The organism is Streptomyces sp. SCSIO ZS0520, assembly GCF_025643355.1.
GTDB lineage: Bacteria > Actinomycetota > Actinomycetes > Streptomycetales > Streptomycetaceae > Streptomyces > Streptomyces physcomitrii.
The window spans coordinates 1,713,159-1,732,604 of record NZ_CP092644.1 but is presented as its reverse complement, the minus strand read 5'-3'; the positions used below and the strand labels follow the sequence as shown (position 1 = coordinate 1,732,604).

At 73.1% G+C, this 19,446-nt stretch carries 13 protein-coding genes; 11 read left to right on the top strand and 2 right to left on the bottom strand.

Annotated elements, in window-relative coordinates:
• Positions 1–258 precede the first annotated feature (258 nt).
• Positions 259–1,593 (bottom strand): 4-aminobutyrate--2-oxoglutarate transaminase, encoded by a 1,335-nt coding sequence (gene gabT / locus MID12_RS05815; RefSeq protein WP_263165257.1) that lies wholly within the window; start codon positions 1,591–1,593, stop codon positions 259–261.
• A gap of 246 nt (positions 1,594–1,839) precedes the next feature.
• Between gabT and MID12_RS05810 the strand changes: the two genes are divergently transcribed.
• The 11 genes from MID12_RS05810 to MID12_RS05760 all read left to right on the top strand — a co-directional run bounded on the left by MID12_RS05810 (position 1,840) and on the right by MID12_RS05760 (position 18,259).
• Entirely contained in the window at positions 1,840–4,236 is a 2,397-nt protein-coding gene (locus MID12_RS05810) for an ATP/GTP-binding protein (protein WP_263165256.1), read from the top strand.
• A gap of 218 nt (positions 4,237–4,454) precedes the next feature.
• Positions 4,455–6,077: a PucR family transcriptional regulator gene (locus MID12_RS05805; RefSeq protein WP_040247676.1), complete on the top strand. Its 1,623-nt coding sequence runs from the start codon at positions 4,455–4,457 to the stop codon at positions 6,075–6,077.
• 311 nt (positions 6,078–6,388) lie between these two features.
• On the top strand, positions 6,389–7,843 hold the full coding sequence (locus MID12_RS05800; RefSeq protein ID WP_040256432.1) for an aldehyde dehydrogenase family protein: 1,455 nt from the start codon (positions 6,389–6,391) through the stop codon (positions 7,841–7,843).
• Positions 7,844–8,068: 225 nt separating this feature from the next.
• Positions 8,069–10,036: an acyl-CoA dehydrogenase family protein gene (locus MID12_RS05795; RefSeq protein WP_263165254.1), complete on the top strand. Its 1,968-nt coding sequence runs from the start codon at positions 8,069–8,071 to the stop codon at positions 10,034–10,036.
• A 55-nt stretch (positions 10,037–10,091) separates the two neighbouring features.
• The gene (locus MID12_RS05790; protein ID WP_263165252.1) at positions 10,092–10,886 is read left to right on the top strand and encodes a GNAT family N-acetyltransferase; all 795 of its coding nucleotides are present in this window, start codon (positions 10,092–10,094) and stop codon (positions 10,884–10,886) included.
• A gap of 135 nt (positions 10,887–11,021) precedes the next feature.
• Positions 11,022–12,272 (top strand): 1-deoxy-D-xylulose-5-phosphate reductoisomerase, encoded by a 1,251-nt coding sequence (dxr, locus tag MID12_RS05785; protein ID WP_040247668.1) that lies wholly within the window; start codon positions 11,022–11,024, stop codon positions 12,270–12,272.
• Positions 12,269–13,573, top strand: a complete 1,305-nt coding sequence (locus MID12_RS05780; protein WP_040247664.1) for a M50 family metallopeptidase — start codon at positions 12,269–12,271, stop codon at positions 13,571–13,573. Before dxr ends, MID12_RS05780 begins: the two co-directional genes overlap by 4 nt.
• A gap of 120 nt (positions 13,574–13,693) precedes the next feature.
• On the top strand, positions 13,694–14,848 hold the full coding sequence (ispG, locus tag MID12_RS05775) for a flavodoxin-dependent (E)-4-hydroxy-3-methylbut-2-enyl-diphosphate synthase (protein ID WP_078844776.1): 1,155 nt from the start codon (positions 13,694–13,696) through the stop codon (positions 14,846–14,848).
• A gap of 110 nt (positions 14,849–14,958) precedes the next feature.
• Entirely contained in the window at positions 14,959–15,807 is an 849-nt protein-coding gene (locus MID12_RS05770; RefSeq protein WP_040247662.1) for a GNAT family N-acetyltransferase, read from the top strand.
• Between the two features lie 87 nt (positions 15,808–15,894).
• Positions 15,895–16,458, top strand: coding sequence for a GNAT family N-acetyltransferase (locus tag MID12_RS05765; protein WP_040247660.1), 564 nt, complete (start codon positions 15,895–15,897; stop codon positions 16,456–16,458).
• Between the two features lie 109 nt (positions 16,459–16,567).
• Positions 16,568–18,259, top strand: coding sequence for a proline--tRNA ligase (locus tag MID12_RS05760; RefSeq protein ID WP_263165245.1), 1,692 nt, complete (start codon positions 16,568–16,570; stop codon positions 18,257–18,259).
• Between the two features lie 237 nt (positions 18,260–18,496).
• Here MID12_RS05760 and MID12_RS05755 read toward each other — a convergent pair whose 3' ends face one another.
• The gene (locus MID12_RS05755) at positions 18,497–19,417 is read right to left on the bottom strand and encodes an aminoglycoside phosphotransferase family protein (RefSeq protein ID WP_040247656.1); all 921 of its coding nucleotides are present in this window, start codon (positions 19,415–19,417) and stop codon (positions 18,497–18,499) included.
• Positions 19,418–19,446 lie beyond the last annotated feature (29 nt).

Here is a 19,446-nt window from a genome sequence, read left to right as displayed (position 1 = left end):
CGGCCGTCTCGTAGCTGGGGAGGCCACGCTCCGGCATCGCCCACAGTCCCCTGTGAGCGGGGTGTTTCACTCATCTGCGATAAACCTAAGGCAGGGTCAGGGCGGGCAACAGAGGCATCGGAAAGCCGCCATGCTGCTCGCACACCTTCTTCACACTGTGTGCGGTGAAGTCTGCCCGAGTGAGCGCGCCGAGGACAGCCGAAACCCCCGGGTCCGGTGCGGTTTCCGCAGGTCCCGGGGGCTGTCGGGGCGCAGGGCTCAGAGCTGTGTGAACGCCTCTTCGAGGATGTCCAGGCCCTCGTTGAGCAGGTCCTCGCCGATCACCAGCGGGGGCAGGAAGCGCAGCACGTTGCCGTAGGTGCCGCAGGTCAGCACGAGGAGTCCGGCGTTGTGGCAGGCCTTGGCGAGCGCGGCCGTCGCGGCGGCGTTCGGCTCCTTGCCCTCGCGGTCCTCGACCAGCTCGACGGCGAGCATCGCGCCCCGGCCGCGTACGTCGCCGATGATCTCGAACTTCTCCTGCATGGCCGCCAGACGGCCCTTCATGACCTCCTCGATCCGGCGGGCCCGGGCGGCGAGGTCCTGCTCCTTCATGGTCTCGATGGCGCCGAGCGCACCGGCGCAGGCCACCGGGTTGCCGCCGTAGGTGCCGCCGAGGCCGCCGGAGTGCGCGGCGTCCATGATCTCGGCGCGGCCGGTCACCGCGGCGAGCGGCAGTCCGCCCGCGATGCCCTTGGCGGTGGTGATCAGGTCGGGCACGATGCCCTCGTCCTCGCAGGCGAACCACTGGCCGGTACGGCAGAAACCGGACTGGATCTCGTCGGCGACGAAGACGATGCCGTTCTCCGTGGCGAACTTCCGCAGCGCGGGCAGGAAGCCCTTCGCGGGCTCGATGAAGCCGCCCTCGCCGAGCACCGGCTCGATGACGAGCGCGGCGACGTTCTCCGCGCCGATCTGCTTGCTGATCTGGTCGACGGCCTGCGCGGCCGCCTCCGGCCCGCAGTTCTCCGGACCGGTCGGCCAGCGGTAGCCGTAGGCCACCGGCACCCGGTAGATCTCCGGGGCGAAGGGGCCGAAGCCGTTCTTGTACGGCATGTTCTTCGCGGTCAGCGCCATCGTGAGGTTGGTCCGGCCGTGGTAGCCGTGGTCGAAGACGACGACGGCCTGCCGCTTGGTGTACGAGCGGGCGATCTTGACGGCGTTCTCGACGGCCTCGGCGCCGGAGTTGAACAGGGCCGACTTCTTCGCGTGGTCGCCCGGGGTCACCTCCGCGAGGGCCTCGGCGACGGCCACGTACCCCTCGTAGGGCGTGACCATGAAACACGTGTGGGTGAAGTCGCTGAGCTGCGCGGAGGCGCGGCGGACCACGGCCTCGGCGCTGGAGCCCACCGAGGTGACGGCGATGCCGGAGCCGAAGTCGATGAGGCGGTTGCCGTCCACGTCCTCGACGATGCCGCCCGCGGCCCGGGCGGCGAACACGGGCAGCACCGAGCCCACGCCCGCGGCGACCGCGGCACTGCGCCGGGCCTGGAGTTCCTGCGACTTGGGACCGGGGATGGCGGTGACGAGGCGGCGCTCCTGCGGGACTGCGGTCATGAGGGGCTCCTGGGCTCCTGGGGGATTTGCGGGGGCTTTCTCTGCTTTCTTCGCAGGCTAGGGCCGGGCCCGCACCCTGGGCATGCTCCAGTGGGGCGTTTTTCGCGGGGGCGATTGTCCGCCGTGGACATGGCCAGAAGGCGGCTGCCGCCGGGCGCCCCGGCCGCGTAAGCGGTGAACTCCCTTGCCGCGGGCACTAGATTGACCACCGGACTCAGGAGACCGGCTGGTCAGGGGGCACAGGCCATGCACACCGACGGCAGTGACGGCACACAGGACGCGCGCGGTGTCCAGCCGCACCCGGTGCCGCGCCCGGCGGGCCCGCCCCCCTCGGCGCCGCCCGCCCCCGCCGCACCCCCGCCGCCCGCCGCGCCGCCGGTCCCCGGACAGGCACCCGGGACCCGCGGCGGGACCCGGGAGTGGCTGGACGCGCCGCGGCCGGACGCGGCGCCCGGGCTGTGGCGGCAGGGGTACGTGCGGCCCGCGCCGGAGGCCGAGGAGCGGTCCGGCTTCAGCCGCGCGCTGCTGATCAGCATGCTCATCTCCTTCCTCTCCGGCGCCCTGCTGTGGTCGCTCTGGCAGGACGGCGACATCCCGTACCAGTTCGCCCTGCTGCGGGTGTTCACGCCGAACGACTGGTTCCACAGCGGTACGACGGCCCCGGTCGGCCTCGACGGCTCCTACGCCCTGGACGTGTACAGCGGGGCCGTCTTCGCGCTCCTCGTCTTCGGCTTCGGGCGGATCGGGAACTGGCGTGCCGCCCTGCGGTTCTTCGTCGAGGAGCGGCCCCAGCCCGCCCGGGCGCTGGCCTCGGCGCTGCTCGCCACCGGTCTGCTGCTGCTGGTCTGGAACTACGAGATCCCGCTGGTGTATCCGGTGCTCAGCCTGCTGAGCCTGGTCTTCGGCGAGGAGATGTTCCGCTCGCAGTTCCTCACGTACAGCGTCTACACGCTCATCACTCTGGCCGTGCTCTGGCCCTTCATGAAGCTGGGGGACTGGCCGGGGCTGGTGCGTACGCTCGCCGCCCGGGGCGGGCAGCCGGGGGCCGCGCCGCTGGCCGCCGGGCCGCCCGCGGTGGCCGCCGCCGAGTGGCCCGAGCTGCGCGAGGCCGGTCAGCGGGAGGCCGCCGAACTCCTCGCCGCGGAGCTGCGCGCCGGGCGGATGAACGACGTGGACTGCGCCCGGATCCGGCGGGCCTGGGACACGGCGCGGCGGGACCCGGCGCGGGTGAAGGAGTTCGCGGACACCGTGCTGCGCGAGGGCGCCGCCGCCTTCACCCACCCCTCCGGCGACCGCGACGTCCCCGGCCGCAGCGCCCGGCACGATCTGCTCACCGGGCAGGTGCGCCTCGGCGCCTGCGTGGACGACGACCGCAACGAGGCGCAGAGCCGGGGCGCCGGGGCCGCCCTGGACCCCACGGTCCTCGGCACCTCGCTGCTCGCGGTCGGGCCGCCCGGCGCGGGCAAGACCCGGCACCTGGTGCGCCCGGTGGTCGAGGCGCTCACCCTGCAGGCGCTGACTGGCGGCTGCGCGGTGATCGCGGTCGGCGCGGCCGGGGTGCCGCTCGGGCCCGACGAGGCCTTCGACGTGGTGGTCAAGCCGGGCAACCCCGCCTCCGCCCACGACCTCGACCTGTACGCGGGCACCGCCGACCCCGACGAGGCCGCCGCCTTCCTCGCCGAGGGCCTGGTCGGCGACCTGGAGTCCGTGGACACCCGGCGCGCGGCCACCGCGCTCGCCCAGCTGCTCGGCCCCTACCGCGCGGTGCACGGCCACTTCCCGGCCGTACCGGAGCTGTGCGAACTGCTCCAGGGGCTGCCCGGGGCCCTCGACCCGCTGCGCGAGGCGCTCGCGGCGGCCGGGCAGCAGGCGATGCTGCGCGAGCTGGAGGCCCGCTCGCGGCAGGCGGGCGGTGCCACCGACCCGGCGCCCGCCCTCGCCGACCGGCTCGGCCTGCTCGACCGCCCGGCCTTCGCCGACTTCTTCGCCACCGGCGGCGGGGGCGGGCCGCTGTCGCTGCGCGCCGTGGCCCGGCATCCGCTGCGGGTACGCATCGAGCTGCCGGGCCGGCCGCACGAGGAGGCCGCGCGGCTGCTCGCCCGCCTGGTCCTCGCGCAGTTCCTCGCGGTCACCGCCGACCGCGCGGCGCCCGGCCACTTCGCCTGCCTGGTCCTCGACGACGCCGGCCAGACCCTGAGCCGGGACACCGTCGGCGCCCTGCACCGGCTGCGCGCCGCCCACGCCGGGGTGGTCCTCGCCCTGCGCAGCATGAGCGAGGTGCCGGAGTCGCTGCACGGTCCGCTGCACGGGGCGGTCGGCTGCCGGGCGGCCTTCTCCGGGGTGACCACCTGGGACGGCCGGGGGTTCGCCGCCGCCTGGGGCACCAAGTGGGTGGAGACCCGCGAGGTCGCCAAGCACACCGTCTTCGCCGACCAGCCGCTGACCCGCGCCCTGCACGCGCTGCGCAGGCTGGCCACCGGCAAGGAGGTCACCACGGACGCGGTGACCGTACGGCAGGTCGAGCGCGACCACTGGTCCGCCTCCGAGCTGGCGCAGGAGGTGCCGCCGGGCCACGCGGTGCTCTCCGTCACCACCGTGGACGGGACGCGGGCCGATCCGCTCCTGGTGGACCTGCGGAGCTGAATCCGCGCACCCGGAGCGTGAGGTGAGGGCTCTGTGAAGGCTGTGGTGCGGAAGCGAAAGACCGGCGCCCGGCAGCAAACCGTACCGGGACGTACACGCGTGCTCATACAGTGAGGCAGAATCGACAGCAGTCGTTCATACGCAGCGGCAAAATGTTCATGGCGCAACGCCTCCTGGCCGCCTGCTCACCCCCGACGCAGCACAGATCAGAAGGGCTTATGCCTCCGACGCTCGCCTCGCTCGTCCAGCACACCGCGCTGAAACTCACCGTGCGCGCCGGCGAGGACCGCCTCGACACCCCCGTCCGGTGGGCGCACGCGAGCGAACTCGCCGATCCCGTCCCGTACATGGAGGGCGGCGAACTGCTCCTGATCACCGCGCTCAAGCTCGACGCGGAGGACCCGGCCGCCATGCGCCGCTACGTGAAGCGGCTGACCGGCGCCCGCGTCGCGGGCCTCGGCTTCGCCGTCGGGGTGCACTACGCGGACATCCCGGCCGCGCTCCTGGACGCCGCCACCGAGGAGGGGCTGCCGCTGCTCGCGGTGCCCCGGCGCACCCCCTTCCTGGCGATCAGCAAGGCGGTCTCCGCGGCCATCGCCGCCGACCAGTACCGCGCCGTGACGGCGGGCTTCGCCGCCCAGCGCGAGCTGACCAAGCAGGCCATGCAGCGCGGCCCCGAAGGGCTGCTCGCCGCCCTCGCCGCGCAGGTCGACGGCTGGGCCGCGCTCTACGACGCCGCCGGCACCGTGGTCGCCGCCGCCCCCGACTGGGCGCAGCGGCGCGCGGCCCGGCTCACCCCCGACGTGGAGCGGCTGCGCGAGCGACCGGCCCCGGCCAGCGCCGTGATCGGCGGCGCCGAGGACCGCACCGAACTGCACACCCTGGGCGCCGGGCGGCTGCCGCGCGCCGCGCTCGCCGTCGGCACCGCGGGGACGCTCGGCACCGCCGAGCGCTACGCGGTGCACGCCGCCATCGCCCTGCTCACCCTCACCACCGAGCGCTCCCGCTCGCTGCACCAGGCCGAGCAGCGGCTCGGCGCGGCGGTCCTGCGGATGCTGCTCGCGGGCGAACCCGACCACGCCCGCGCGGTCGCGGGGGACCTCTACGGCTCGCTGCTCGACGCGCCCTTCCGGCTGATCATCGCCGAGCCGGTGAGCGGCGGCCGCGCGGAGAGCGCCCGCGCGGGCGCCCGCCGGGGCGGCGCGCCCCTCACCGAACCGCTCAGCGCGCTGCGGGACACCATGGAGTCCGCCGCCGCCCGGGCCGGGGAGTCGCTGCTCGTGGTGCCCGAGGGGGAGCGCCTGGTGCTGCTCACCGTGGACGGCGGGGCGGCCGTCGCCGCCTGCGCCGAGCACGCCGCGGCCCTCGACCGCGCCCGCGAGGGCGAGCACCCCGGGGACGCCTCGGAGGAATCCCTGGTGGCCGGGCTCTCCGCGCCCACCGGGCCCATCGCCGCCGCCTCCGCCTACAAGCAGGCCGAGCAGGCGCTCTCGGTCGCCCGCCGCCGGGGCCGCTGCCTGGTCGAGCACGAGGAGGTCGCCGCGGGCTCGGTCCTGCCGCTGCTCGCCGACGACGCCGTACGGGCCTTCGCCGACGGACTCCTGCGCGCCCTGCACGAGCACGACGCGACCGGCCGCGGCGATCTGGTCGCCTCGCTGCGCGCCTGGCTCTCCCGGCACGGGCAGTGGGACGCGGCCGCCGCCGACCTCGGCGTGCACCGGCACACCCTGCGCTACCGGATGCGCCGGGTCGAGGAGATCCTCGGCCGCTCCCTGGACGACCCGGACGTGCGGATGGAGCTGTGGCTCGCGCTGAAGACGACGGCCGCGCCGGAGCAGTGACGGCCCGGCCGCCCGGAGCCGAGCCGCCGGGACCCGGGGTGCCCCGCTTGGGGCGCGCACGCCGCGTACGCCCCCACCGGGCGCCCCTGCCAATCCGTCGAAGAGCCGGGGGCCACTCCTACGCGCAGGACAAACCCCCGTCCTTCCCGGCGCCCCTACGGTGGAGGCACGGCCGCCCCGCCCCGGACGCCGTGTGGCGCGCCCCGCGACCACCGCACGACCGGCGCGACGCACCGCAAGCACCGTCAGCACCACGGACCGACAGCACGACGGACCGACACCACGACTTGAGGAAAGGGCCGGTGTCCGAGATGGAGAACCAGGCAGCCACCCACGCCTTCTGGCTGGCCGGACGCCGGACCGCCGGCGAGGACGTCCTCGAGGTGACCTCCCCCTGGGACGGCCGCCTCGTCGGCCGGGCCGCCGTGCCCACCGAGGCCGAGGTCGAGGAGGCGCTCGCCGCCGCCTACGCCGTACGCGAGGAGTTCGCCGCCACCCCGGCGCATGTCCGGGCCGCGGCCCTCGACCACGTCTCGCGGCGCCTCGTGGAGCGCACCGAGGAGATCGCCCGGCTGATCTCCGCCGAGAACGGCAAGCCGATGAAGTGGGCCCGCGGCGAGGTCGGCCGCGCCGTGTCGGTGTTCCGCTTCGCCGCCGAGGAGGCCCGCCGGTTCAACGGCGGCGAGGCCCAGCGCCTGGACACCGACGCGGGCGGCGCCGGACGGCTCGCCTTCACCCGCCGCTTCCCCAAGGGCGTGGTCCTCGGCATCGCCCCGTTCAACTTCCCGCTGAACCTGTGCGCGCACAAGATCGCCCCCGCGCTCGCGGTCGGCACCCCGATCATCCTCAAGCCCGCGCCCGCCACCCCGCTGTCCGGACTGCTGCTCGGCGAGCTGCTCTCCGAGACCGAACTGCCCGCCGGTTCCTGGTCGGTGCTGCCGGTGCCCAACGAGCGGATGCCCGCCCTGGTCCAGGACGAGCGGCTGCCGGTCATCTCCTTCACCGGCTCCGACAAGGTCGGCTTCCAGATCATGGATTCCGTGCCGCGCAAGCACTGCACCCTGGAGCTGGGCGGCAACGGCGCCGCCGTCGTCCTCGGCGACTACGCGAGCGAGCAGGACCTCGACTGGGCGGCCACCCGGATCGCCGCCTTCGCCAACTACCAGGGCGGCCAGTCCTGCATCTCCGTGCAGCGCGTCATCGCCGACGCCTCGCTCTACGAGCGCCTGGTGCCCCGGATCGTGGCCGCGGTCGCCGCCCAGGTCACCGGCGACCCCGCGGACGACGCCACCGACGTCGGCCCGCTGGTCAGCGAGGACGCCGCCAAGCGGGTCGAGAGCTGGGTCGAGGAGGCCGTCGCGGCCGGGGCGAAACTGCTCACCGGCGGCAAGCGGGACGGCGCCAGCTACGCCCCGACGGTGCTCGCCGAGGTCCCCGCCGAGGTCACCCTCTCCTGCGAGGAGGCCTTCGGACCGGTGCTCACCCTCCAGTCCGCCGACTCCGAGGAGGCCGCCTTCGCCGCGGTCAACGACTCCAAGTACGGCCTCCAGGCAGGGGTGTTCACCCACGACGTGCAGGCCGCCTTCCGCGCCCACCGCGCCCTGGAGGTGGGCGGCGTGATCATCGGCGACGTCCCCTCCTACCGCGCCGACCAGATGCCCTACGGCGGCGTGAAGCAGTCCGGCGTCGGACGCGAGGGCGTCCGCTTCGCCATGGACGACTACACCTACGAGCGGGTGATGGTCCTGACGGGCCTCGACCTCTGAGCAGGGGGTCCCACGGACCCGTACGACGGCGGCGGCCGGACCTCCCACGGGGGTCCGGCCGCCGCCGTCGCCGCCCGTCCGCGCGGGCCACTCGGCCGAACGCCCCGGCAAATCTGGTGAGGTCCGGCATCACGGGGTAGATACGACGGGGTAGCACCGTCAGCGGAGAGCGGCCGCGTTCTGGGCCCGCTCCCGGCCAGCCGACTCGCGGCGAGGTGAGCCAGCATGACCGCAGCAACCACACCTCCTACCCCCTCCACGTCCGCCACCGGGCCGACCGTCACCGAGCGGGAGGCGCGCGAGGTGGCCGAGGCCGCCCGCGAGGCGGACTGGCGCAAGCCCAGCTTCGCCAAGGAGCTCTTCCTCGGCCGCTTCCGCCTCGACCTGGTGCACCCGCACCCGGTACCCGCCGAGGAGGACGCCCGCCGCGGCGAGGCCTTCCTCGCCAAGCTGCGGGAGTTCTGCGAGACCAAGATCGACTCGGCCCGGATCGAGCGCGAGGCCCGCATCCCCGACGAGGTGCTCTCGGGCCTGAAGGACCTCGGCGCCCTCGGCATGAAGATCTCGCCCGAGTACGGCGGCCTGGGCCTGACCCAGGTCTACTACAACAAGGCGCTCGCCCTGGTCGGCTCCGCCAGCCCCGCGGTCGGCGCGCTGCTCTCGGCGCACCAGTCCATCGGCGTACCGCAGCCGGTGAAGATGTTCGGCACCGAGGAGCAGAAGCAGGCCTTCCTGCCGCGCTGCGCGCGCACCGACATCTCCGCCTTCCTGCTCACCGAACCGGACGTCGGCTCCGACCCGGCCCGGCTCGCCACCACCGCCGAACCCGACGGCGAGGACGGCTACCTCCTGGACGGGGTGAAGCTGTGGACCACCAACGGCGTCATCGCCGACCTCCTGGTGGTGATGGCCCGGGTGCCCGCCTCCGAGGGCCGCAAGGGCGGCATCACCGCCTTCGTGGTCGAGGCCGACTCCGAGGGCATCACGGTGGAGAACCGCAACGCCTTCATGGGCCTGCGCGGCCTGGAGAACGGCGTGACCCGCTTCCACCGGGTGCGGGTCCCGGCCGCCCACCGCATCGGCCCCGAGGGCGCCGGACTGAAGATCGCGCTGACCACGCTGAACACCGGACGCCTCTCGCTGCCCGCGATGTGCGCCGGGGCGGGCAAGTGGGCCCTGAAGATCGCCCGCGAGTGGTCCGGGGTGCGCGAGCAGTGGGGCCGCCCGGTGGCCCGGCACGAGGCCGTCTCCGCGAAGCTGTCCTTCCTCGCCGCGACCACCTTCGCCCTGGAGGCCGTCCTCGACCTCTCCTCGCAGATGGCCGACGAGGACCGCAACGACATCCGGATCGAGGCCGCGCTCGCCAAGCTCTACGGCTCCGAGATGGCCTGTCTGATGGCCGACGAACTCGTCCAGATCCGCGGCGGACGCGGCTTCGAGACCGCCGAGTCCCTCGCGGCCCGCGGCGAACGCGCCGTCCCCGCCGAGCAGTTGCTGCGCGACCTGCGCATCAACCGCATCTTCGAGGGCTCCACCGAGATCATGCACCTGCTGATCGCCCGGGAGGCCGTCGACGCCCACCTCTCGGTCGCGGGCGACCTCATCGACCCGGAGAAGAGCCTCGGCGACAAGGCGAAGGCGGGCGCCAGGGCGGGCGGCTTCTACGCCCGCTGGCTGCCCAAGCTGGTCGCCGGACCCGGCCAACTGCCCAGCAGCTACCAGGAGTTCCACCCCAGCGGGCACGCCGACCTGGCGCACCACCTGCGGTACGTGGAACGCGCCTCCCGCAAGCTCGCCCGCTCCACCTTCTACGCCATGTCCCGCTGGCAGGGCCGGATGGAGACCAAGCAGGGCTTCCTCGGCCGGGTGGTGGACATCGGCGCCGAACTCTTCGCGATGAGCGCCGCCTGCGTACGCGCCGAACTCCTGCGCAGCCGCGGGGAGCACGGCAAGGAGGCCTACCAGCTCGCCGACGTCTTCTGCCGCCAGTCCCGGATCCGCACCGACGAGCTCTTCGCCCGGCTGTGGACCAACACCGACGACATCGACGGCAAGCTCGTCAAGTCCCTGATGGGCGGCGCCTACACCTGGCTGGAGGAGGGCGTGATCGACCCCAGCGGCGAGGGCCCCTGGATCGCCGACGCCACCCCCGGCCCCTCCCAGAAGGAGAACGTCCACCGCAAGGTCCGCTGAGCGGAGGGCGCGAAAACCCGTTGCGCCCCGGGCGGGCGGCGCGGACGGTGAGGGCGTGACCGACGCACTCATCGAAGAACTCCGCGCCGCCTACGACGCCCAGCTGCGGGGCGTCAGCACCCCGGGCCCCGGCCGCGAGGTGACCTGCGACGGCCCGCTCACCCGGGTCACCGGCGGCCACCGGGGCCTGATCACCGGACCCCGCGACCTCGGCCTGCGCGGCGCGGCGCTCGACGAACTCATCGCCCGGCAGCGGGAGTTCTGGGCCGCGCGCGGCGAGGCCGTGGAGTGGAAGACCCGCGGGCACGACCTGCCCGGCGACCTCCCCGAGCGGCTGCGGGCGGCCGGGTTCGTACCCGAGGAGCGCGAGACGGTCGTCATCGGCGAGTCCGCGGCCCTCGCCGCCACCACCGTGCGGCTCGACCCCGGGCTGAGCATCCGCCGGATCGAGGACCGGGCCGACCTGGAACGCCTCGCCGCCCTGCAGAGCGAGGTGTGGCGGGAGGACTTCGGCTGGCTCGCCGAGGACCTCGCCGGGCGGATCGCCGCCGGTCCGCGGGACATCGCCGTACTCGCCGCCGAGGCCGGGGAGCGGATGGTCAGCGCCGCCTGGCTGGTCCTGAACCCCGGCACCGACTTCGGCGGACTGTGGGGCGGCTCCACGCTCGCCGCCTGGCGCGGTCGCGGCATCTACCGCGCGCTGATCGCCCACCGCGCCCGCCTCGCGGCCGAGCGCGGCGTGCGCCACCTCTACGTCGACGCCTCCGAGGACAGCGCCCCCATCCTCGGCCGGCTCGGCCTGACGGCGGTGACCACGACCACCCCGTACGTGTGGACTCCGGGCGGCTGAGGGCCCGTTACCCGGGGGCGCGGGAGCGGTGAAGGGCGCGGGACCCGGCTGAAGCTCCGCCGCCGAATGTCAGGAAAGGGTGACATCCCAGGGAGCGCTGTCCCCGCGCGCCGACCCACCGGCCACAATGGAGACATGAGCGACAGCCCTGCCTCACTCGCGGACCCGCATCTCGTCTACGACCCCGTCGACGGACACCGGGACATCGTCATCCTCGGCTCGACCGGCTCGATCGGCACCCAGGCCATCGACCTCGTGCTGCGCAATCCCGACCTCTTCCGGGTCACCGGGCTCTCGGCCGCGGGCGGCAGGGTCGACCTGCTCGCCGAGCAGGCCCACCGGCTGCGGGTGCGCACCGTCGCCGTCGCCCGCGAGGAGGCCGTACCCGCGCTGCGCGAGGCGCTGTCCGCGCGGTACGCCGGTCAGCCGCTGCCCGAGATCCTCGCCGGGCCCGAGGCGGCCACCGAACTCGCCGCCTCCGCCTGCCACACGGTGCTCAACGGCATCACCGGCTCCATCGGCCTCGCGCCGACCCTGGCCGCCCTGGAGGCGGGCCGCACCCTCGCGCTCGCCAACAAGGAATCCCTGATCGTCGGCGGGCCGCTGGTCAAGGCCCTCGCCAAGCCCGGCCAGATCATCCCCGTGGACTCCGAGCACGCCGCCCTCTTCCAGGCGCTGGCCGCCGGGACCCGCGCCGATGTGCGCAAGCTCGTGGTCACCGCCTCCGGGGGCCCCTTCCGCGGGCGCAGCAAGGCCGAACTCGCCGATGTCACCCCGAAGGACGCGCTCGCCCACCCGACCTGGGCGATGGGCCCGGTCATCACCGTCAACTCCGCGACCCTGGTCAACAAGGGCCTGGAGGTCATCGAGGCGCACCTGCTCTACGACATCCCCTTCGAGCGGATCGAGGTGGTCGTCCACCCGCAGTCGTACGTCCACTCCATGGTCGAGTTCACCGACGGCTCCACGCTCGCCCAGGCCACCCCGCCCGATATGCGCGGCCCCATCGCCATCGGCCTCGGCTGGCCCCAGCGGGTGCCCGACGCCGCCCCCGCCTTCGACTGGAGCCGCGCCTCCACCTGGGAGTTCTTCCCGCTGGACACCGAGGCCTTCCCCGCGGTCGGTCTCGCCCGGCACGTAGGCTCCCTGGGGGGCACCGCACCCGCGGTGTTCAACGCGGCGAACGAGGAGTGCGTGGACGCCTTCCTGAAGGGCTCACTGCCGTTCAACGGCATCATGGAGACTGTCACCGAGGTCGTCGCCGAGCACGGCGCACCGGCCGCGGGAACCTCCCTGACCGTCCGGGACGTCCTCGAAGCGGAGACCTGGGCGCGGGCCCGGGCCCGCGAACTGACCGAGCAGGCGATTGCTGAGGACCACGTATGACGGCACTGATGATGATCCTCGGGATAGTCGTCTTCGCGATCGGCCTGCTCGTCTCCATCGCCTGGCACGAGCTGGGGCACCTGTCGACGGCGAAGATGTTCGGGATCCGGGTGCCGCAGTACATGGTCGGCTTCGGGCCGACGGTCTTCTCCCGCAAGAAGGGTGACACCGAGTACGGCGTCAAGGCCATCCCGCTCGGCGGCTACATCCGCATGATCGGCATGTTCCCGCCGGGGCCCGACGGCCGGATGGAGGCCCGCTCCACCTCGCCCTGGCGCGGCATGATCGAGGACGCCCGCTCGGCCGCGTTCGAGGAGCTGAAGCCCGGCGACGAGAGCCGCCTGTTCTACACGCGCAAGCCCTGGAAGCGCGTGATCGTGATGTTCGCGGGCCCCTTCATGAACCTGGTGCTCGCCGTCGCGATCTTCCTCGGCGTGATGATGACCTTCGGGGTGCAGACCCAGACCACCTCGGTCGGCAAGGTCTCCGACTGCGTCATCGAGCAGAGCGAGAACCGCACCACCTGCCAGAAGGGCGACGCCGCCGCCCCCGCCAAGGCCGCCGGTCTGGAGGCGGGCGACAAGATCGTCGCCTTCGACGGGCGCAAGGTCGACGACTGGGGCACCCTCCAGGACGAGATCCGCGCCAACCCCGGCAAGGACGTCACCCTCACCGTCGAGCGCGACGGCAGGCAGCAGGTGCTCCAGGCCCACCTGATCCGCAACCAGGTGAGCAAGACCGACGGCAACGGCGGCTATGTCGAGGGCAAGTACGTCTACGCGGGCTTCCTCGGCTTCACGCCCGCCTCCGGCATCGTCCAGCAGGGCTTCGGGGACTCCGTGGACCGCATGGGCGACATGATGGAGAACGGCGTCGAGTCGCTGATAGCGCTGCCCTCCAAGATCCCCGCCCTGTGGGACGCGGCCTTCGGCGACGGAGACCGCGAACAGGACTCCCCGATGGGCGTGGTGGGCGCCGCCCGCGTCGGCGGCGAGGTCTTCACCCTGGACATCCCGCCGCAGAACCAGATCGCGATGATGCTGTTCCTGGTCGCGGGCTTCAACCTCTCGCTCTTCCTGTTCAACATGCTCCCGCTGCTGCCGCTGGACGGCGGCCATATCGCGGGCGCCCTCTGGGAGGCCGTGCGCCGCCACACGGCACGCGTCTTCAAGCGGCCCGACCCGGGCCCCTTCGACGTGGCGAAGCTCATGCCGGTCGCCTATGTGGTCGCGGGCATCTTCATCTGCTTCACGATCCTGGTGCTCATCGCCGACCTGGTGAACCCGGTCCGCATCTCCTGACCCGTACCCCCGCGCGCCGGGCCCCTGCGGCTGCTCGCCGGGGCCCGCGCAGCGGGTAATCTCGGAGGCCGCAGCCCGCTGATGCGGGACCTCGATCCAGACCTTGGGGTTGCACAGCACATGACCGCGGTTTCTCTCGGTATTCCGTCCGTTCCGACCAGGCTGGCCGAGCGGCGCAAGAGCCGCCAGATCCAGGTGGGCACCGTGGCGGTGGGCGGGGACGCTCCCGTCTCGGTCCAGTCGATGACCACGACCCGTACCTCCGACATCGGGGCCACGCTCCAGCAGATCGCGGAGCTGACCGCCTCGGGCTGCCAGATCGTACGGGTGGCCTGCCCCACCCAGGACGACGCGGACGCGCTGGCCACCATCGCCAGAAAGTCGCAGATCCCGGTGATCGCGGACATCCACTTCCAGCCCAAGTACGTCTTCTCCGCCATCGACGCCGGCTGCGCCGCGGTGCGTGTGAACCCCGGCAACATCAAGCAGTTCGACGACAAGGTCAAGGAGATCGCCAAGGCCGCCGGTGACGCCGGGACCCCGATCCGTATCGGCGTCAACGCCGGTTCGCTGGACCGCCGGCTGCTGCAGAAGTACGGCAAGGCCACCCCCGAGGCGCTGGTGGAGTCGGCGCTGTGGGAGGCCTCGCTGTTCGAGGAGCACGGTTTCCACGACATCAAGATCTCGGTCAAGCACAACGACCCGGTGGTGATGGTCAACGCCTACCGGCAGCTCGCCGAGGCCTGCGACTACCCCCTGCACCTCGGGGTGACCGAGGCGGGCCCGGCGTTCCAGGGCACGATCAAGTCGGCGGTGGCCTTCGGTGCGCTGCTCAGTGAGGGGATCGGGGACACGCTGCGAGTGTCGTTGTCGGCGCCTCCGGCGGAGGAGGTGAAGGTCGGTCTGCAGATCCTGGAGTCGCTGAACCTCAAGCAGCGGGGTCTGGAGATCGTCTCGTGTCCTTCGTGCGGGCGGGCGCAGGTGGATGTGTACAAGCTGGCCGAGGAGGTGACCGCCGGTCTGACCGGGATGGAGGTTCCCTTGCGGGTGGCGGTCATGGGCTGTGTGGTCAACGGTCCCGGTGAGGCGCGTGAGGCGGATCTCGGGGTGGCCTCGGGCAACGGCAAGGGGCAGATCTTCGTGAAGGGCGAGGTCATCGCGACCGTCCCGGAGTCGAAGATCGTGGAGACCCTGATCGAGGAGGCCATGAAGATCGCCGAGCAGATGGAAGCCGACGGCATCCCCTCCGGCGAACCCGAGGTCTCCGTCAGCTGACCCGCCCCGGGCGGTCCGGACCGGGCCGCCCGCCGATCGGGGCGGCACCGGGGTTTTCCGGCGGGTACAGTGCCAAGACCAGCAACCGTATTGGTGAGGCCGCTCCGCACGTGTTGACGCAGACCGCCACCCGGGTCCTCGACCCGGGCGACCTCGACGCCGCCCTCGCGATACTCGACCGCGAGCCGGTGGCCAACGCCTTCGTGGCGTCCCGGGTCCATGTCGCGGGCCTCGACCCCTGGCGCCTCGGCGGCGAGATGTGGGGCTGGTACGAGGACGGCATGCTGGTCTCGCTGTGCTACGCGGGCGCCAACCTGGTCCCCATCTGCGCCACCCCCCAGGCGGTGCGCGCCTTCGCCGACCGGGCCCGCAGGGCCGGCCGCCGCTGCTCCTCGATCGTCGGCCCCGCCGAGCCCACCGCCCTGCTGTGGAAGCACCTCGAACCCAACTGGGGACCGGCCCGCGAGGTCCGCGCCCACCAGCCCCTGATGGTCACCGACCGGCTGCCCACCGAGGTCGAGCCCGATCCGTACGTCCGGCGCATCCGCAAGGACGAGATGGAGACGATCATGCCCGCCTGCGTGGCCATGTTCACCGAGGAGGTCGGCGTCTCCCCGCTGGCCGGGGACGGCGGACTGCTCTACCAGGCCCGGGTCGCCGAACTCGTGGGCGCCGGACGCTCCTTCGCCCGGATCGACGAGGACGGCCAGGTCCTCTTCAAGGCCGAGATCGGCGCCGCCACCCCGCAGGCCTGCCAGATCCAGGGCGTATGGGTGGCCCCCGAACACCGCGGCAAGGGCCTCGCCGCCCCCGGCATGGCCGCCGTGCTGCGCTACGCCCTCGCCGAGGTCTCCCCGGTGGTCAGCCTCTACGTCAACGACTTCAACGAGGCCGCCCGCGCCACCTACCGCAGGACCGGCTTCCAGGAGACCGGCTCCTTCATGAGCGTGCTCTTCTGACCCGGCTCCCACGGGCGCGGCCGGCGGTGCCCCCGGCCCCGGCGAAACCCCTGCTGGCCAGGGTTTTGGCGGGGTAGTCTCCCCGGCATGCTGCGCATCTGCACACCCGGACGGCCCTCCGACATCCTCATCGGACCGCTGGACCTCGCCGCCCGCGTGGACGAGGCGCTCGCGGTCCAGGCCGAGGCCTTCGGGCTCGGCCCGGAAGAGGTCAATGTGCGGCGGCAGATCGTGCTGCGCCACCTCACCTTCCCCGGCGCCCGCGCCCTCGGCGCCACCACCGAGGACGGCACCCTGGTCGGCTTCGTCTACGGGATGCCCAACGACCGCCTGCACTGGTGGTCCACCGTCGTCGAGCCCTACCTCGGCACCCAGGGCCACCAGGGCTGGCTCGACCACTCCTTCGTCATCACCGAGCTGCACGTCCACCCCGGCCACCAGAAGCGGGGCGCCGGACGGGCGCTGATCACCCGGATCACCGACACCGCGGACGAACCCCGCTCGATCCTCTCCGCCATCGACGTCGAGAGCCCGGCCCGCGCCCTGTACCGCTCCCTCGGCTACCAGGACCTCGCCCGGCGGGTGCACTTCCCGAGCGCGCCCCGGCCGTACGCCGTGATGGGCGCGCCACTGCCGCTGCGCAGGCCCTGAGGCGCGAGGGCGGGACCACCGGGCGTACGGCGGGCGGGTTATGGATTTCCACCGGCCCCCGCCGCCCGGCTAACCTCTCGCCATCACCCTTTCGTAGCAGGAGTTCACCATGGCCCAGGTCCAGCGCATGTCCCGGTTGATGATCAAGACGCTGCGCGACGACCCGGCGGACGCCGAGACGCTGAGCCACAAGCTGCTCGTCCGCGCGGGCTACGTGCGCCGGACCTCCGCCGGCATCTGGAGCTGGCTGCCGCTCGGCAAGAGGGTCCTGGACAACATCTCCCGCATCGTGCGCGAGGAGATGGACGCCATCGGCGCCCAGGAGGTGCTGCTCCCGGCCCTGCTGCCCAAGGAGCCCTACCAGGAGTCCGGCCGCTGGGAGGAGTACGGCGACCTGCTCTTCCGCCTCCAGGACCGCAAGGGCGCCGACTATCTGCTCGGCCCCACCCACGAGGAGATCTTCACCCTCGTGGTCAAGGACCAGTGCACGTCCTACAAGGACCTGCCGGTGATGCTCTACCAGATCCAGACCAAGTACCGCGACGAGGCCCGCCCCCGCTCCGGGGTGCTGCGCGGCCGCGAGTTCCAGATGAAGGACTCGTACTCCTTCGACGTCAGCGACGAGGGGCTCGAGGAGTCCTACCGCCTGCACCGCGAGGCCTACCAGAAGATCTTCGCCCGCCTCGGCCTCGACTACCGCATCGTCTCCGCGGTCTCCGGCGCGATGGGCGGCTCCGCCTCCGAGGAGTTCCTGGCCCCCGCGGCCGCCGGTGAGGACACCTTCGCCGACTGCCCGCACTGCGACTACGCCGCCAACACCGAGGCCGTCACCTTCGCGCTGACCCCGGTCGAGGGCGAGCACGGCGCGGTCGAGGAGCTGGACACCCCGGACACCCCGACCATCGAGACGCTGGCCGAGCACCTCGGGGTGCCCGCCGCGGCGACCCTGAAGAACCTCCTGGTCAAGGTGGACGGGGAGATCGTCGCCGTCGGCGTGCCCGGTAACCGCGAGGTCGACCTCGGCAAGCTCGGCGAGCACCTGGCGCCCGCCGAGGTCGAACTGGTCACCGCCGAGGACTTCGTGGGCCGCGAGGACCTGGTGCGCGGCTATGTCGGACCGCAGGGCCTGGAGAAGGTCCGCTACCTCGCCGACCCGCGCGTCGCCCCCGGCACCGCCTGGATCACCGGTGCCAACAAGGAGGGCAAGCACGCGAAGAACGTCGTCGCGGGCCGGGACTTCGAGGTGGACGAGTACCTGGACGTGGTCGTCGTCGAGGAGGGCGACCCCTGCCCCAAGTGCGGCACCGGCCTCGTCCTCGACCGCGCCATCGAGATCGGCCACATCTTCCAGCTCGGCCGCAAGTACGCCGACACCTTCCAGCTCGACGTCCTCGGCAAGGAGGGCAAGCCGGTCCGGGTCACCATGGGCTCGTACGGCATCGGCGTCTCGCGCGCGGTCGCCGCACTCGCCGAGCAGAGCGCCGACGGGCAGGGCCTGTGCTGGCCCCGCGAGGTGGCCCCGGCCGAGGTGCACGTGGTCGCCGCGGGCAAGGCGCTGCAGACCGAACTCGCCCTGGAGGTCGGCGAACGGCTCGGCGCGGCCGGGCTGCGCGTCCTGGTCGACGACCGCGCGGGGGTCTCGCCCGGCGTGAAGTTCACCGACGCCGAACTGATCGGTGTGCCCACCATCCTGGTCGCCGGGCGCCGCTCCGCCGAGGGCATCGTCGAGCTCAAGGACCGCCGTACGGGGGAGCGGGAGGAGCTGACGGTGGAGGAGGCCGTGGGGCGGCTTACTGCTTGAGGTGGGGTGGGGGACGGAGGGCGCGGGTTGGGGTTGCGGGGGAAGGTGACGCGATTGACAGGGGACAGCTGACGGATAGCAGATGACGGATGACAGATAGTGAAATCTGTCATCTGTTATCTGCCATCAGTCACCTGTCGGCCGCTGGCTGTCGACTGCCCCCCGTCAGCCGCCCCCGCACCTCCCCGCCTTCGGACCCCCCGGCCCCCGCACCCCCAACTCACAACCACCCCGCACTCACAACCACCCCGCGAACTCCAGCAACAACTCACTGTCCTGCTCCCGCCCCACCCGCCGTGCCCGCACCCCCGACTCCACCGCGCGGAACAGGGTCCAGCCCCGCAGCCGCTCCTGGTCGACCTCCAGGGATTCGGCGAGCCGCTTGACCCGGCGCCGGGTGGTCGCGGGGCCCGAGGGCGAGGCGATCAGGTCCTCCACCCGGTCGCGGACCAGCCGGGCCAGGTCGAAGGCGCACTCGCCGACCACCGGGTCGGGGCCGACCGCGAGCCAGGGGGAGCGTTCGGCGCCGAGTACCTTGCTCTGCCGGAAGGTGCCGTGCAGCAGGTGCTCCAGCGGCGGGGCGGTGAGCAGTTCCTCCCGGGCGCCCAGCGCGGCGTCCACCAGCGGGGCGAGGACGGGATCCGTACGGGCGTCCGCCGCCATGGCCTCGGCCTGCCGCCCGGTGCGCGCGGCCACCGTCTCGAAGCGGTGCCCCTCGGGCGGCGGCACCCACAGCCGGCGCAGGGTGCCCGCCGCCTCCAGCATCGACTTGGCCTCGGGCAGGGTCCGTACCGACACATCGGGGTGCAGCCGCTCCAGGAGCAGGGCGCCGTTCTCCCCGTCGCCCGGGCCGTCGTCGAGGAGCCGTACCGCGCCGAGACCGCCCCAGTGGGCGAGGGCGGCGCGTTCCGCCTCGGGGCGGGCGCGCGGGGGCGCCAGCTTCAGGACGGCGGGGGAGCCGTCGGCCCGGCGGACGAAGACCACCAGGCTGCTGCGGCCGCCCGGCACCTGTACCCGCTCGGCGGTCGACTCCCGTGCGGCGACGGCCTGTTCGGCCAGTTCGGGCAGGCGGTGGAGCCAGTCGGCGATCTCCCCGGCCCCGGAGGCCGGTGTCTCGCCCAGTGCTCTGACGAGGCGCTGCGGCGGTGCGAAAGCCATGCGCGAGTCGTTCCTTCCCCTGCCGCCGC

What these genes read in the sequence shown, in the direction of transcription:
- gabT (WP_263165257.1), bottom strand. Translation starts at nt 1,593, where the DNA reads ATGACCGCAGTCCCGCAGGAGCGCCGCCTCGTCACCGCCATCCCCGGT.
- MID12_RS05810 (WP_263165256.1), top strand. Translation starts at nt 1,840, where the DNA reads ATGCACACCGACGGCAGTGACGGCACACAGGACGCGCGCGGTGTCCAG.
- MID12_RS05805 (WP_040247676.1), top strand. Translation starts at nt 4,455, where the DNA reads ATGCCTCCGACGCTCGCCTCGCTCGTCCAGCACACCGCGCTGAAACTC.
- MID12_RS05800 (WP_040256432.1), top strand. Translation starts at nt 6,389, where the DNA reads ATGGAGAACCAGGCAGCCACCCACGCCTTCTGGCTGGCCGGACGCCGG.
- MID12_RS05795 (WP_263165254.1), top strand. Translation starts at nt 8,069, where the DNA reads ATGACCGCAGCAACCACACCTCCTACCCCCTCCACGTCCGCCACCGGG.
- dxr (WP_040247668.1), top strand. Translation starts at nt 11,022, where the DNA reads ATGAGCGACAGCCCTGCCTCACTCGCGGACCCGCATCTCGTCTACGAC.
- MID12_RS05780 (WP_040247664.1), top strand. Translation starts at nt 12,269, where the DNA reads ATGACGGCACTGATGATGATCCTCGGGATAGTCGTCTTCGCGATCGGC.
- ispG (WP_078844776.1), top strand. Translation starts at nt 13,694, where the DNA reads ATGACCGCGGTTTCTCTCGGTATTCCGTCCGTTCCGACCAGGCTGGCC.
- MID12_RS05765 (WP_040247660.1), top strand. Translation starts at nt 15,895, where the DNA reads ATGCTGCGCATCTGCACACCCGGACGGCCCTCCGACATCCTCATCGGA.
- MID12_RS05760 (WP_263165245.1), top strand. Translation starts at nt 16,568, where the DNA reads ATGGCCCAGGTCCAGCGCATGTCCCGGTTGATGATCAAGACGCTGCGC.
- MID12_RS05755 (WP_040247656.1), bottom strand. Translation starts at nt 19,417, where the DNA reads ATGGCTTTCGCACCGCCGCAGCGCCTCGTCAGAGCACTGGGCGAGACA.